General features: G+C 34.5%; 15 protein-coding genes. 4 read left to right on the top strand and 11 right to left on the bottom strand.

Translation table 11 applies throughout. The features are described 5' to 3' along the window. The first annotated feature begins 104 nt into the window (after window positions 1-104). Window positions 105-2,402, top strand: coding sequence for a TonB-dependent receptor (locus AC13DP_RS07995; protein WP_281682645.1), 2,298 nt, complete (start codon window positions 105-107; stop codon window positions 2,400-2,402). A 514-nt stretch (window positions 2,403-2,916) separates the two neighbouring features. Here AC13DP_RS07995 and AC13DP_RS07990 read toward each other — a convergent pair. Both AC13DP_RS07990 and AC13DP_RS07985 read right to left on the bottom strand, forming a co-directional pair. After that, entirely contained in the window at window positions 2,917-3,486 is a 570-nt protein-coding gene (locus AC13DP_RS07990) for a DUF481 domain-containing protein (RefSeq protein WP_013071556.1), read from the bottom strand. A 31-nt stretch (window positions 3,487-3,517) separates the two neighbouring features. Next, complete coding sequence (locus AC13DP_RS07985; protein WP_228250201.1) at window positions 3,518-3,964, bottom strand: BRCT domain-containing protein; 447 nt, start codon at window positions 3,962-3,964, stop codon at window positions 3,518-3,520. Between the two features lie 246 nt (window positions 3,965-4,210). Between AC13DP_RS07985 and AC13DP_RS07980 the strand changes: the two genes are divergently transcribed. Beyond that, the gene (locus tag AC13DP_RS07980) at window positions 4,211-5,179 is read left to right on the top strand and encodes an aldo/keto reductase (protein ID WP_272957636.1); all 969 of its coding nucleotides are present in this window, start codon (window positions 4,211-4,213) and stop codon (window positions 5,177-5,179) included. Between the two features lie 47 nt (window positions 5,180-5,226). On the opposite strand, the gene hisS is transcribed toward AC13DP_RS07980, so the two are convergent. Continuing rightward, entirely contained in the window at window positions 5,227-6,597 is a 1,371-nt protein-coding gene (gene hisS / locus AC13DP_RS07975) for a histidine--tRNA ligase (RefSeq protein WP_013071553.1), read from the bottom strand. A 221-nt stretch (window positions 6,598-6,818) separates the two neighbouring features. Between hisS and AC13DP_RS07970 the strand changes: the two genes are divergently transcribed. Next, window positions 6,819-8,060, top strand: a complete 1,242-nt coding sequence (locus AC13DP_RS07970) for an ABC transporter permease (protein ID WP_347407535.1) — start codon at window positions 6,819-6,821, stop codon at window positions 8,058-8,060. Between the two features lie 93 nt (window positions 8,061-8,153). On the opposite strand, the gene AC13DP_RS07965 is transcribed toward AC13DP_RS07970, so the two are convergent. The 4 genes from AC13DP_RS07965 to rpsF form a co-directional block, all read right to left on the bottom strand. Continuing rightward, entirely contained in the window at window positions 8,154-8,627 is a 474-nt protein-coding gene (locus tag AC13DP_RS07965; RefSeq protein ID WP_013071551.1) for a DUF6495 family protein, read from the bottom strand. 67 nt (window positions 8,628-8,694) lie between these two features. Continuing rightward, complete coding sequence (gene rplI / locus AC13DP_RS07960) at window positions 8,695-9,144, bottom strand: 50S ribosomal protein L9 (protein WP_013071550.1); 450 nt, start codon at window positions 9,142-9,144, stop codon at window positions 8,695-8,697. A 12-nt stretch (window positions 9,145-9,156) separates the two neighbouring features. Further along, a complete protein-coding gene (rpsR, locus tag AC13DP_RS07955) occupies window positions 9,157-9,456 on the bottom strand; it encodes a 30S ribosomal protein S18 (RefSeq protein WP_013071549.1) in 300 nt (99 codons plus the stop codon). A 2-nt stretch (window positions 9,457-9,458) separates the two neighbouring features. Beyond that, complete coding sequence (gene rpsF, locus AC13DP_RS07950; protein ID WP_013071548.1) at window positions 9,459-9,797, bottom strand: 30S ribosomal protein S6; 339 nt, start codon at window positions 9,795-9,797, stop codon at window positions 9,459-9,461. Between the two features lie 198 nt (window positions 9,798-9,995). Between rpsF and AC13DP_RS07945 the strand changes: the two genes are divergently transcribed. Continuing rightward, window positions 9,996-10,676 (top strand): LytR/AlgR family response regulator transcription factor, encoded by a 681-nt coding sequence (locus AC13DP_RS07945; RefSeq protein WP_394329738.1) that lies wholly within the window; start codon window positions 9,996-9,998, stop codon window positions 10,674-10,676. A 98-nt stretch (window positions 10,677-10,774) separates the two neighbouring features. On the opposite strand, the gene priA is transcribed toward AC13DP_RS07945, so the two are convergent. The 4 genes from priA to AC13DP_RS07925 form a co-directional block, all read right to left on the bottom strand. Next, window positions 10,775-13,228: a replication restart helicase PriA gene (gene priA / locus AC13DP_RS07940; RefSeq protein WP_272957633.1), complete on the bottom strand. Its 2,454-nt coding sequence runs from the start codon at window positions 13,226-13,228 to the stop codon at window positions 10,775-10,777. 160 nt (window positions 13,229-13,388) lie between these two features. Then, window positions 13,389-13,826 carry a DUF2147 domain-containing protein gene (locus AC13DP_RS07935; RefSeq protein WP_228250196.1) on the bottom strand — a complete coding sequence of 146 codons (438 nt, stop codon included), beginning with the start codon at window positions 13,824-13,826 and terminating at the stop codon, window positions 13,389-13,391. A gap of 1 nt (window position 13,827) precedes the next feature. Further along, on the bottom strand, window positions 13,828-14,388 hold the full coding sequence (locus AC13DP_RS07930; protein WP_228250195.1) for a chalcone isomerase family protein: 561 nt from the start codon (window positions 14,386-14,388) through the stop codon (window positions 13,828-13,830). Between the two features lie 28 nt (window positions 14,389-14,416). Next, window positions 14,417-15,349 (bottom strand): YihY/virulence factor BrkB family protein, encoded by a 933-nt coding sequence (locus AC13DP_RS07925; protein ID WP_228250194.1) that lies wholly within the window; start codon window positions 15,347-15,349, stop codon window positions 14,417-14,419. Between the last annotated feature and the right edge of the window lie 3 nt (window positions 15,350-15,352).

Below are 15,352 nucleotides of genomic sequence, written 5' to 3'. Positions count from 1 at the left end.
AAGGATTTAATAGCCGTAAATAACATTTAAAATAGAATGCGACTATATATTAGTAGTACTTACGGATATTCCATATTTCATTTAATCGTTTAAAATCCCAAAAAATGAGAAAAATACTCATTACCATACTCCTTCTAGCAGTATCCAATGTGATATTTGCACAAAATCAATTTAGTGGAACTGTAAAAAATCAGGAAACCGGAGAAGCTGTTTTTAGTGCAAGTGTTTATTTTCCAAAACTAGAAAAGGGCAGTACAACAGATATAGATGGTCATTTCACTATCAAAAATTTACCTGCTGGGAATTACAAATTAATAGTTTCTTCTATAGGCTTTACCTCATACTCAAAAGACGTAAGCATTCCCGCATCAGAGATTCAGCTGGTATTAAAACCTTCAGCAGTAGAAATGGAAGAAGTTATTGTTTCAACTCCTTTTCACCAGTTGCAAAGCGAAAATGTAATGCGTGTGGAACGGGAAAGTGTTTCCGAATTAAACAAAAAAGGAGCTGTTACTTTAGCTGATGGGATTTCACAAATTGCAGGAGTAGAAAATTTAAGTACCGGTGTTGGTATTGGAAAACCTGTAATTCGTGGATTAAGTTCTAACCGAGTGCTTACTTATACCCAGGGCGTTCGAATGGAAAACCAGCAGTTTGGTGGTGAACATGGATTGGGTATCAGCTCTAAAGGAATTGGAAGTGTAGAAGTTATTAAAGGTCCCGCTTCCCTACTCTATGGTAGCGACGCCATTGGTGGTGTTCTTTATCTGAATCCTGAGCAATATGCTTCAGCCGGCGAAACCAAGGCTGAATTTAATGGAGATTATTTCAGTAATACTTTGGGGTATCAGGCCAGTGCGATGGCAAAAACTTCAGGAGAAAAATTAAAATTTATCGCACGCGGAAGTTTGGCTGAACATTCAGATTACAAGACGGGAGACGGGCAAAGAGTAACAAACACAAGATTTAATGAAAAAGATCTAAAAACAGGAATTGCTTATCAAAACGAAAAGTTTAAATCTGATCTTCGTTATAATTTTAACCGGAGTGAACTTGGTATACCTGAAGAAATTGGTACTCAAACCACTTCTAAGACACTGGTCTTACCCTACCAGCAAATTGATAATCATATTTTAAGTGCTGATAATACGGTTTATTTTGCGAACTCTAGCTTGAATGCCAAATTTGGATATCAGTTTAATAACCGAAAAGAATTTGAAGATCATCACCACCATGAGGAAGAAGATGGCGAGGAACATGATCATGATGAAGAAGATGATCACGGGCATGAAGGTGAACATAGTGAAGAGGGAGAAGACTTGCATCCTGCTTTAGATATGGAGTTGGAAACCTTCAATTACAATATCAAGTATAATCTACCAAAATTAGGTAAATTTGAAACTATTGCTGGTATACAAGGTATGTGGCAGGATAACCGCAATACAGGAGAAGAGATTTTGATTCCTGATGCTAAAACAGTGGATTTTGGAGTTTTTGCAACCACACATCTGCACTTAAGCCTTTGGGATTTTCAGGCAGGTTTACGTTACGACACCCGTACTATTGATAGTGAAATGCATGGTCACGAAGGAGAATCTGGATATATGCAAGCCGTAGATCTTTCTTTTAATAGTGTAAATGGAGCTTTTGGGGCTAAATATCAATTTTCTAAGAATTTGAATGTCAGGTTAAATTTAGCGAGTGGATTTAGGGCTCCTAATTTAGCAGAACTTACCAGTAATGGTGCTCACCATGGTGCCAATCGGTACGAAGTTGGAAATCCTGAACTTGATAATGAACAAAACTTCCAGGTGGATTTCTCATTAGAGTGGAGAAATGAGCATTTTGAAGCTTTTACAAATGCTTTTCATAATACCATTAATGATTATATTTATTTAACACCTACTGGAGAAACTATCAACGAAAATCCTGTTTACGATTATATCCAGGACGATGCCAAGCTATATGGCGGTGAAATCGGAATGCATATTCACCCACATCCATGGGATTGGATGCATATTGAAAGTAGTTTTGAAACCGTTACTGGAAAAAGAGATGATGACACATATCTGCCATTAATACCTGCAAACAGCATCACCAACACTTTTAGAGTTGAATTTAATCAAGGAAAATTTATCCAAAACAAGTATGCTTTTATCAGACTTAAAAATGTTTTTGATAAAGAAAATACCAGTGCTTTTGAAACCAGAACTGGCGGGTACTCTCTCCTTGGCGCAGGATTTGGCGGTCGCGTTCAATTAGCAGAATCTGAAGTACAGATTTCTGTAAACGGAAACAATCTTTTAAACAAAAATTATATTGCTCATTTATCAAGATTAAAGACCGATGGAATTGCTAATATTGGCCAAAACTTCATGGTTTCCTTACAGTGGTTTTTGTAAACATTGAATTTTTGAGTTGCATCCAATAAAGAAATTTTATTACATCATCTTTACTATTTAAATAGTAAAGATTTTTTGGTAATTGCCTTACGAAACAATATATAGCTATCCTTAATTTAAGGACAGCTAATAAATTTTACTGTTACAGGTTATCGGGATATTGATGTTATAATAGTATCAATATCCCGATAACATATAAAAATATTCTTTAGAAAAATAGATTGAAAAACTAATCAATCATTACTATAATTTACATCTAATAATTGTTAGGACTCCACCTATCAATAGTTTTAGAAAAGATAGTTATAGAATCAGAAATGCTCTTAAGGTTTGATGATTTCTTATGCATGTCATTTCCGATAATCAATGGCTTTTGATTCCAAAAACTGAATGTGGATAATGTATCAAAAAGACCCAAAAAACTATCTAATTATTGATATTCTTTGGATTTATCTCTTTGATTTCTTTTCGGTATTGTATTAAGGATAAAGAAATTGGTCTAAAATGATATAATTTAGAACGTATAATATAATGACAGATATGAACTTGCTACGTAATAATTTGCATTTTCTATCTCAGGTGCAATGTCATCTCTTTTTTCAAAATTAAATTGCAGCCCTAGTCTAAATTTTTCTAAAAATATATAACGTAGTTCCAGATTCATGGCTAAATTTAAAAACTGATCTGATTCAATAGTACCACTGCTATATTCTCTATTTACCATACCAAGATCCCCTCCGGCAAGTGCCTGAATTTTATCGTTTAAAAATAGAGTATAAATATATCCACCAACTCCATACTGTTGATAACCTACATCATTAAATCGCTCATAATACGCATAAAACTCTATAGGAACAAATAAAAGTTCATCACTACCATAACCTGCTTTAAGCAATAAATCTAATCCATTTGTTGTAAAGTCAGCAACTTCATTATTTATCCATTTTTCAGTTGGAATAGGATCTGCCCCGGCAGAAACAAAGAAGTAAGAATCATAATTCTTTCTTTTTGAACCTAAATCATAACATTGCGCAAAAGCTTGAAAGCTAAAAAGGAGAACGATGAGTAAAAATTTAATTTTCAATTTTAGAAGTATTTATTTTTTAATTTGGAACTTAAACAATTTCGGCAGAATCTACTTCATTACCCTCCCTTAATAGTTTAGTTTCCGCAGATAAATTAGTTTCAGTCTTATGGACTGTATTCTGCCAATCCATTTCATTAACAATGGTCACTCCAAGATCTTTAGCTTCTTCTACTACCAACCAATCGGGATTTTTACCGGTAATAAGAAAATTCGTGTCTTCTGCCATTTTATCCTCAACTATAGCATGCTTATTTCTTAGTTCATTCTTGATATTCTCTTCTCTATAAGCATCTAATTCACCATCAAAAACAACTTTTTTCCCCTCAAAACCATTCTCAATCTCACTATCAGCTTTGGTGTCTTTCTCCATAGTCTGGCTAATATCTTCAGGAGAATTAAAAAAATGATTCCAGGTAAGATAAATAATCCCGAGAAAAACCAGGATATAGGCGGTTATGATAATTTGTAAAGTCATGGTTAGCGTGCAGTTAGTTAGAAATCAAATGTATAACTAAATATTTATTTGATTAAATTTTAAGCAAACTTAAAAGTTTTTTTTTCACTATTCTTCATTTTTCGCAGGTTTTAACGCTTTTAATAAATAAATAAGATAAGTTAATCCTATTAAGCCTGATACCTTTTAAATAGCGTTAATCAAAGCTTAAAAGCTTTTTTATTTTTCTTATACTCAAATTAAGTTTCTATTTTTCTAAAAAAAATTATGGATGTCAAAAATTTAGGTAATACAGATTTACAAACACCTCCAATTATTTTTGGTGGTAATGTTTTCGGATGGACTTTAGATGAAAAAGAATCTTTTAAAATACTCGATGAACTACTGGAAAAAGGCTATACGTGTATCGATACTGCAGATGTATATTCCCGGTGGGCAGACGGTAATGAAGGAGGCGAATCTGAAAAAATTATCGGAAAATGGATGAAGGAGCGCCAAGTAAGGGATAAAATAACCCTTGCCACGAAGGTAGGTTCTGATATGGGGCAGGGACAAAAAAATATTTCTAAAAATTATATCCTGAAAGCAGCCCAGGAATCCTTAAAAAGATTACAGACCGATTATATTGATTTATATTACACCCATTGGGATGATGATCGTACTCCTGTAGAAGAAACATTAAGTGCTTATCAAGAATTGATTAAAAATGGGGCTGTAAAATATATAGGAGCTTCCAATTTAAGTCCGGCACGACTAAGAGATTCTTTAAATGCATCGAATGATAAGAGTTTACCTAAATATCAGGTATTTCAGCAGGAATACAATTTAATGAACCGGGATAAAGTTGAAGGTGATATTTTAAAATTATGCCAGACAAACAACGTGAGTATTACAACTTATTTTTCTTTGGCAAGCGGGTTTTTAACTGGAAAGTACCGGACTAAAGATGATCTGGAAGGTCAGAATAGAAAGGATTTTGTAAAAGATTATTTGGATGATCATGGAAAAAATATCCTTAAATCTCTAGATGAAGTTGCCGAAGAACACGGAATATCCAATGCCGGTGTGGCCCTGGCCTGGATTATAAATAGACCGGGAATTGCAGCAGCCATTGCAAGCGCTACAAAATCTTCTCATTTAAAAGCTTTTGATGAAGCCACTGCTGTTCAGCTTTCTAAAGCAGATATGGAAAAATTAAATGAAGCGAGTAGCAAGAAAAAGCAGCAGGATAACTAATTTTAATCGACTGCAATATGATAAAAAGCCCCAGATTGGGGCTTTTTTTATGCAATCTTAGCAACAAGTTCTTTTAAAGTTAATCGATCCTGCTCCCCAGTTTTCATATTTTTAAGAGTATATTCTCCTGCCTTCATTTCTTCATCACCAGCAAGAATCACAAACGGAATGTTACGCTTATTTGCATAGTTCATTTGCTTTTTCATCTTCGCCGCATCTGGAAATACTTCAGCATTCACTCCTTCAGCACGAATTGCATTTACTCCTTTAAACGCATAAAGCGCTTCCTTTTCGCCAAAATTCACGAATAAAACTTTTACATCATCAGCAACAGCTTCAGGAAATAGATTTAATTCTTCCAAAACAAGATAAATTCTGTCTAAACCAAAAGAAATTCCAACGCCACTCATATTTTTAAGACCAAAGATTCCGGTTAGATCATCATAACGACCACCCCCCCCTATAGATCCCATCTTCACTTCATCTGGAGCAGCAACTTCAAAAATGGCCCCGGTATAATAATTTAAGCCTCTGGCCAGCGTCACATCCAGATCGAGATTTGCAGTTTTTAAAGGCATTTCTAAAATAGCATTTTGGATAAATTCTAATTCTTCAATTCCTTTTAACCCAACTTCAGATGTTGATAATATAGCTTTTAAAGCCTCAATTTTTTCAGCAAAATCACCTTTCAAATCAAAAATAGGTTTAATTTTCGCGATCGCTTCTTCAGAAATTCCTTTAGAAAGCATTTCTTTTACTACACCATCTTCTCCTATCTTATCCAATTTATCCAGGGCAACCGTAAAATCAATTAATTTATCCTGTTCGCCAATAACTTCTGCAAAACCAGATAAAATTTTACGATTATTAATCTTTATAGTTACTCCATTTAAATTTAATGCTGAAAAAACCGAATCGTACAACTGAACAAACTCCACTTCCTGCCACAAGCTGTCGCTACCAACTACATCGGCATCACATTGATAAAACTCTCTGAATCTTCCTTTTTGAGGACGATCTGCACGCCATACCGGCTGAATTTGATAACGTTTAAAAGGAAAATCAATTTCATTTTGGTGTTGTACCACGTATCGCGCAAATGGAACAGTGAGATCATAACGAAGTGCCTTTTCTGAAATTGAAGGCGTAAGCTTCAAACTGTCTTTATCGGCATAGGCTTTTTCATCAGCTTTTTTTAAGAAATCACCAGAATTTAAGATTTTAAAAATAAGTCGGTCACCTTCTTCCCCATATTTTCCCATCAGTGTATCAGAATTTTCGAAACTAGGCGTCTCGATCGCCTGAAAACCAAATTTTTTAAATTCAGTTTTTATCGAGTCAAAAATATAATTACGTTTTGCAACTTCCTGCGGAGTAAAATCTCTGGTTCCTTTTGGTATTGAAGGTTTTTGTGCCATAAAGTCTATCTATCTTCAGGAATAATTCCTGTATTTATTCAGTTTAAATAATTCGATTCCAAATTTTAAAAATCATCTTTTCTTTGCTTTAAAAGCGAAGCCTACGGTGATTTCATGCCTGCAAATATCTTAAATTTTGACCGAACCGAAACAATTTTAAAAATTTAAGTAACATTATTACTAAAATGGAGTCTAACCTGTAGTGACTGAAATTTCAAAATATGTTTGCACTCTTACGCGAGAATATTAGTATAGCTTTCGATTCGATTAAAGGGCAGCTTTTAAGAACTATTCTAACCGTACTTATTATTGCCATTGGAATTACAGCACTGGTGGGAATTCTTAGCGCTGTGGGCGCTTTAGAAAATACCATTAGCGGCAATTTTGCTTCTATGGGCGCCAATACATTTAATATTCAGCGTTATAATTATACTTCACAAAGGGGTAGTGAAATTAATAAGGTAAACCCTGTGATTACGTACCGTGAGGTAAAAACCTTTCAGGATAAATATCATTTTCCATTAACCACTACAGCAATTAGCTTTACAGGAACCTCTTCTGCAGAAATAAAATGGGAAAATGAAAAAACCGATCCGGAAATAAATGTGCTAGGAATTAACGAAAATTACCTTACCAACTCTGGATTAAATATAGAAAGTGGTCGTGATTTCAATTATTTTGATATTCAAAATAATAATAATGTAGCGATTGTTGGAGCAGATTTTGGTAAAAATAATAGCTTATTTAAAGGTGCTAATCCTATCGATAAAATTATAAGTATTCGTGGTGCAAAATTTAAAATTATTGGTATTTTAGAATCTAAAGGATCAACTTTTGGTAATAATGAAGACTTACGGGTTTTAATTCCGCTTCAGCATGCCCGCTCCATTTTCAGCAACCCTGGAATAAACTATAACCTTAGTGTACGGGTTGAAAATAAAGAAGCTTTAGATGCGGCGCAAGATGACGCCATCCTCACTTTTAGAAGTATACGACAATTAAACCCTATAGAAAGGGATAATTTTGGCATTGAAAGAAGTGACAGCTTACTCAATGAAATTGCACAAATGTCTGGCTATTTAAATATGGCGGCCTGGATTATAAGTTTAGTAACGATATTTGGATCTTCTATCGCTCTTATGAATATTATGCTGGTAAGTGTTACGGAAAGAACACGTGAAATTGGTGTACGCAAAGCACTGGGAGCGAAGAAAAACACCATTGCTGTTCAGTTTTTTATGGAAACCCTAATTATTGGACAGTTTGGTGGAGTATTAGGTATCATCCTGGGAATTTTAATAGGCATGGCCGTTTCAGCCGGAGTAGGCTTCGATTTCACAACCCCATGGTTAGCCATGTTTTGGGCGATTGTGGTTACGCTAATTACCGCCCTGGTTTCAGGTTTGTATCCTGCTATTAAAGCTTCCAAGCAAGACCCGATAGAGTCCCTTAGATACGAGTAATTGACCCGCGATTAGAGTCAAACAAAAAATCTTCTTCAGCATTTAATTAAACTAAAAATGCTTTTAGAAGAAGTAATTTTTAGTTTAAATAAATTAACCTTTAACAATTTCTGCAAAATACTTATAAAGGTCGCCTTTTGTGATATTGGCTCCTTGCTTAATTAGTGCGAAAATATCTTTATTCCGATCTTCGCTTATCGCTTTGGTCGATGTGTAAATATTTACAGCATCATCCATTAGATTAGTCCGCAACCAGTTATAACCTTCATGCGTAGTGATATCGATAGCTTCATTTTCTACCTTCACAGCGATAAGATTGATCGTTGCAGTAGTAATTTGAAATAGAAAGATTTGTTGCTTAGAGAAATGCTCTAAATATTCCACCTTATTTAAAACACCTTCCCAAATAAGATCACTAAAAACATCGATCTCTTTTTCGGCTACATCAGGTTGATTGGTTTTTATATCCTTCCACTCCTCTGCGGTAATTGATTGAGTGGCTAAAAAATTAATAAACTCCTGTTGCATTTCCTCGAGTTGTTCTCGTGTTAGTCTGGCGTATTTCATAACAAATAAAAAGGTTATAAAAAAAGCCCACTCATAGAGCAGGCTTTTTAAAATTTATATAGGTTTCTTAAGCTTCTCCTACAACATCAAATGATAATGTAGATATCACCTCACGATGAAAACGTAAAGTAGCTTCGTATTGTCCTAATCTTTTGATATTTCCACCGGCAATACTAATATATTTCTTGTCGATTTCTACACCTTCTTTAGCTAAAACATCAGCTAAATCTGCATTGGTGATAGATCCAAATAATTTGTCTCCTGCACCAGCTTTAGCTGTAATTTTAATATCTAAACCGTTAAGTTTTTCAGCTTGTTTTTTAGCCTCGTCGATATGCTTTTGCTCTTTGTAAGCTCTTTGTTTAAGAGTTTCAGCTAAAACTTTCTTAGCTGATGGAGTTGCTAATGCTGCGAAGCCTTGCGGGATTAAAAAGTTACGACCGTAACCATTTTTTACAGATACCACATCGTCTTTAAACCCTAAATTATCTACGTCTTTTTTAAGTATCAATTCCATAATTGCTTCTTTTTATTTTAATAAATCACCAACGTATGGCATTAATGCTAAATGACGAGCACGCTTAACAGCTACAGCCACTTTTCTTTGGTATTTTAAAGAAGTCCCGGTTAAACGACGAGGAAGTAATTTCCCCTGCTCGTTTACAAAACTCATTAAAAAGTCTGGATCTTTATAATCGATATATTTAATACCCGATCTTTTAAATCTACAGTACTTTTTAGTTTTTGATGTTTCTATATTAAGTGGAGTAAGATATCTAATCTCTCCGTCTTTTTTACCTTTTGCTTGTTGTTCAATAGATGTAGCCATACTTACGCTTTTTCTTGGATTCTTTTTCTTCTTTTCTCAGCCCAGGCTGCAGCGTGCTTATCTAACTTCACAGTTAAATAACGCATCATACGCTCATCTCTTCTAAAAGCAAGCTCTAAAGGCTCGATAGCCTCTCCTGGTGCTTTAAATTCAAATAAGTGATAAAAACCACTTTTTTTGTGCTGAATTGGATATGCTAATTTTTTAAGCCCCCAATTCTCCTTTGATACCATCTCAGCTCCTTTAGAAACAAGAAATTCTTCGTATTTCTTAACTGTTTCCTTTATCTGCTCATCAGATAAAACGGGATTCAAGATGAAAACAGTTTCATAATGATTCATAAAAGTATATTTTATTAAATTTGGCTGCAAAAGTAAAACTATTTTTTATATTTAGCAAGCAAATTTTAAAACGCGATCATTCTTGTTTTTAAGCGATGAAATTTATGCTTATCTTGCCTATATCAATAATAATGTATATTATTGTTAATACAAAACTACCTATTAATTGTGGAAGAAATTTTGCTTAAATGTGCAGTTGTGGACGATTCAAGTCTTCAAAGACTATCCATTGTTAAGATGATTAAAGATCATCCTAATCTCACTTTGGTGGCGGAATACAACAATGCTATTGAAACCAAAAATGGATTACTAGACAATGAGATCGATCTTATCTTTTTGGATATAGAAATGCCTATACTATCTGGTTTTGAACTTTTAGATGATCTTCCTAACCAGCCACAAATCGTGTTCGTTACTGGTAAGACCAAATATGCTTATAAAGCTTTTGATTATAGTGCTACCGACTATCTACAGAAGCCCGTGAGCAAAGAGCGTTTCAACAACGCTACGCTCAAAGCCATAAATATGTATAAGCTAAAAAATCAGGCAGTACTTCCTGAAGATGAGGATTTTATTTTTGTGAAAAGTAACCTTAAAAATCGCAAAGTTTTTTTAAATCGTCTAAAATATATTCAGGCTCTTGGCGATTATGTAAAGTTTGTCACGGAAGAAGACAATTTCGTGGTATTGGCTACAATGAAGTCTTTTGAAAAAGAATTACCTTCAGACAAATTTATGAGAACACACAAATCTTATATTGTAAATCTGGATAAAGTAGAAAGATATAATAGTAAGACCATAGAAATCGCAAAAGAAAAACTTCCGCTAAGCAGGCATAAGAAGAATAATCTTATTGAAGCTTTAAGCAGTAACGCTTAAGGAAAAATCAGAATACAATTTAATTTTCAGATACCAAAAAGCCGAATATTACTCTTGTAATATTCGGCTTTCTTTTTTGGTTCATTATATAAGTATGGCTACATAGGATCTACATTTACAATAACCCTAACGCTGCGATAAGCTGAAATTGCATTAAAACTTATCAAAATTTTATGAAGCACAGCTTTAGTTTTTCCTAAAGATTGATTTTGTGGAATTTTAAGCATAATATTCTTATAGTATTCGTTGCGTATCCTGGCTACCGGGGGAAATTCCGGCCCCAACACATTTTGTTTAAAAACGTTTTGCATCGCCTTAGCGATCCAATCGGCTGCTTCATTCGTTTTACTAAAATCCCGAGATTTTAGGCTTAAACGCACCAATCTAAAATATGGAGGATATTTATAATTATAGCGTTCCTGTAGTTGTTCCTTATACATTCCCGCATAATCATTTGTAGAAACCTGCTGAATAATTTGATGATGAGGATTATAACTCTGGATCAATACTTTCCCTCTCTTTTTCGTTCTCCCCGCTCTTCCTGCCACCTGTAGCATTAACTGGAAACTTCGCTCATGCGCCCTAAAATCTGGGAAATTTAAAAGATTATCAGCATTCATTACCCCTACCAGGTTAACATTTCTAAAATCCAATCCCTTGGTAAGCATTTGAGTTCCAACCAAAATATCGATCTCCAAATCTTCGAAGGCGGTAATAATTTTTTCGTAACCGTGTTTTCCTCTGGTGGTATCCTGATCCATCCTTCCAATTTTATGATCAGGATATAATGCTTTTAATTCGGTTTCAATTTGTTCTGTACCAAAGCCTTTGGTTGAAATATCATCACTATGACAAGCCATACAACGCTTTTGCATAGCGATATGATACCCACAATAATGACAGCGTAGCTGGTTGCTATGGCTGTGATAGGTTAAACTAACATCACAATTAGGACATTGTGGCGAGTGCCCACAGGTATTACATTCTAAAATTGGCGAAAATCCTCTTCTATTTTGAAATAAAATAACCTGCTCACCTTCAGACAGAGATTCCTCGATTTCTTTTAACAAGCGATCTGAAAAGTGACCAGTCATTCGTTTTTTTCGATGCTTTTCTTTGATATCCACAATTTCAATTTCCGGCATCATTACATTTCCAAAACGTCTTGATAATTCTGCAAAACCATATTTATCATGTACTGCATTATAATAAGATTCTAAAGATGGTGTGGCAGATCCCATTAAAGTTTTTGCTTTAAAAAGATTAGCCAAAACCACCGCAGCATCACGTGCGTGATATCTGGGCGCCGGATCATATTGTTTAAAAGAAGCTTCGTGCTCTTCGTCTATGATGATCAAGCCCAATTGTTGAAAGGGTAAGAAAATAGCTGATCTTGCGCCAATGACTACTTTTGGTCCCTCCCCGGCCTTAAGTACATTTTGATAAACTTCTACCCTTTCGTTCATAGAATACTTACTATGAAACACTAAAACTTTATCGCCAAAATACGCCTGAAGCCGATTGATCAATTGTGTTGTCAAAGCAATCTCAGGTAATAAATAAAGCGCCTGCTTACCTTCATTTAAAACTTCTTCAATAAGTTTTAGATAAATTTCAGTTTTCCCACTAGAGGTCACCCCGTGTAATAAGCATACTGTTTTTTCTTCAAAAGCTGCTTTAATTTGTCCAAACGCTTTAAGCTGATATTCGTTAAATTCGATATGGCTTCTCGTAATTTCCCCTTCAAAAGCAACACGATCTTCATTAAGGTAGTATTCCTTGAAAATATTTTTGGTGACCAGACTTTTCAATACACTAGCAGTAGTTCCAGATATTTTTTGCAGTTCTTTAGCATTAATTGGCTTTAGGCTTTTGGCCTTTAAGCTGAAATAATTCAAAACTACTTCCCGTTGCTTGTGAGCGCGTGAAAGTTCATCTAAAAGCTGATGCATAGCATCCTCAGATTCATGATTCTCGTGCAGTTTGATATATTTAACTCGCTTGGGTTTGTATTGCTCATAAATTTCCTGGCTAAGTACTACAATATCCTTAGCCATTAATCGGTTTAAAATTGGTAGTACCGATTTTTTATCGAGTAAGGCTTCAACTTCTTTAATTTTTAATGATGACTGATTTTGCAGAGCTTCCACCACCAAAAATTCATCATCTTTAAGATCAGATTCGTTAAATTCGGCCTCTTTTTGTAACTGGACAATATGTTCACTTTCCAAAATAAAGGCACCCGGTAGGGCCGCTCGCATCACTTCACCTTCAGTACACATATAATAGGAGGCTATCCATTTCCAAAATTCTAACTGATTTTGAGTTACCAGAGGAGTTTCATCTAATATCTGATTTATAGGTTTAGCTTCGTAAACTTCTGGCGCACGATTGTGAACTTCAGCAATGATACCAGTATATACTTTAGATTTCCCAAAGGGTACCGCTACCCGCATCCCGTTTTGTAAAAAAACTGCTTCTTCTTCAGAAATAGTGTAAGTAAACCTATTATCTAGAGGAAGGGGTAAAATAACATCTACAAAATTGGGCATAAGCTATAGCTCTTCTAAATATTAATTGCTAAAAATCATCACAAAAATACTATTCTTGATTAACGGGTAAAAATAAAAACCATTCTCGACTAAAGAATGGTTTTAAAAAATTTTATTAGGATATCAAAAATTGATATTCCGCATTTATTATTATCTCAAATTATTCGGCACGCTCCCAGGTCATTGTTTTATAAAAGAAAGCCACGTATCCTCTAACTTTGAGCATATCGGGATTATCTTCGTCTACCCAAATTTTCACTTTATAAACTTTACCCGATTTAGGATGTATAATTTCCCCCCCAGAGTATTCGTTTCCGTCTTTGCGCAGGCCATGCATAAGTTGTAGGCCTTCAATAGGTTTATTCTTTAAATCTCCTTTACACTCGGTACAAATTTTGTCGCGATCTTCTTCTTTCGTAATCCTTACTACTTTCCCGCAAACCTCACCATCATCCTTCTGAAAAATCTTTACGATAGAATTTACCTTACCTTCATCATTAGTACATTTCCATTTTCCGAAAATGTCATCTTGTGCGCAGGCATCATTAAGCGCTCCAGAGGCAATAAATAATACGGAAAATAAAATATACCTTTTCATCTTATAAATTTAACATGGCTTCTTTTAAATCATCTTCAGCCGGTTTTTTAGATAGCCAGATTCCAAATAAAGCTTCTTTAAAGGCAAGACCTTTTATAGTTCCTTTTTCTTCTCCGTTTTTATAAGAAACGACGCCGGTACCCGGAATATAAACCAGATCAAATACATCATCCTTTTTAATCTCATCGTTAAAAAAACCTTTAAACTTTTTTATTTCTGAAGCTAATGACGCTGTATTGCCTTTGGTAGAATTTTCAAAACCTTCGTTCACAGCATCAATCATTTTTTTACTGGTAATTAATTTCGAAACAATATGCAGCTTAATCGCCATTGGTTTATCAGCCGTCATAATTTGATCTGCATCGCTACTTTTTTGCTGAAGGTAAAGTCCGCCTGCATAAAGATCAATCCAAAATTTTTCCCGTACCCCGGCTCCATTTAGTTGTAATGTTTCTCCTTTAAACTCTACCGTTTTTGGTAAAGTTACTCCGCCAACTTCTATTTGTGCATTACTGATCGTTACCGAAACTAATGCCACAAAAAGCCATAAAAACTTTCTCATCCTTTGTGTGGTTTAAGTTAAATTAAAATTACTTAAAATTCTTCTTAAGTTTTATTAAAGAGGCGTTAAGTTCAAACCCCAATAGAAGAATATTAGCATTTAACCAAATATACACCATTAATATTAACAATGCTCCAATAGAACCGTACAATTCATTATAATTTGAAAAATTTTCGATATATAATCCAAATAAAAAAGAAGTAAGCATAATCAATATTGTAGTGAAAAATGCGCCTACAGAAAAGAATCTTGCCTTTCTCGCCTCTTTTGTTCCAAAATAATAAAGCGTTGCTACTGCGATATATATTAATAAAACAAAGGCCAAATATTTCACTACGTTTGCTCCACTACCATCATTTGCGATTAAACCATATTCGCTTAAATCTTCTACGGCATAGGTTAAATATACCATTAGTATTACGGTAATAAGCAAAAGAAATGCCAAAACAAGCGAAACCCCAATGGCAATAATATATTGTCTAAATAAAGATCGTTTTATGTTCGTATGGTAAGAGAATTCAAAACCGGTAAAAATAGCATTTACTCCATTAGTCATTAAAAAAATGGAAAGTAAAAATGAAAAGGATAGCAATCCGCCACGAGGATTATTAGCAATATCAGCAAATATATCGCTAACATATTCCTGAGTTTCTGGCGGTAAAAGCGTATCTATAAAAAGTAAGAATTTTATTCTGAAATCATCGATAAGATTCGTCTCTTCTACATAAGGTATCAGGTTAAAAATAAAGAGCAAAAACGGAAAAAGCGCCATAAAAAAGCTAAAAGCGATCGCACTGGCCCGTGTAGAAAATGTACCGTGAATAATGCCTCCAGAATAAATATCCCATAAATGATGTAAGGAAAGACCATCGGTTCCCGGCAAAATTACTTTGCTCGATGTTCTTTTCCACCATGCTGAAATACTATCCAGTTGAGTTGTGATCGCCTCGAGTATCGACATATT

The sequence above is a fragment of the Zunongwangia sp. L-65 genome (genome assembly GCF_056859415.1).
This window is presented reverse-complemented; position numbering and strand designations above follow the sequence as displayed.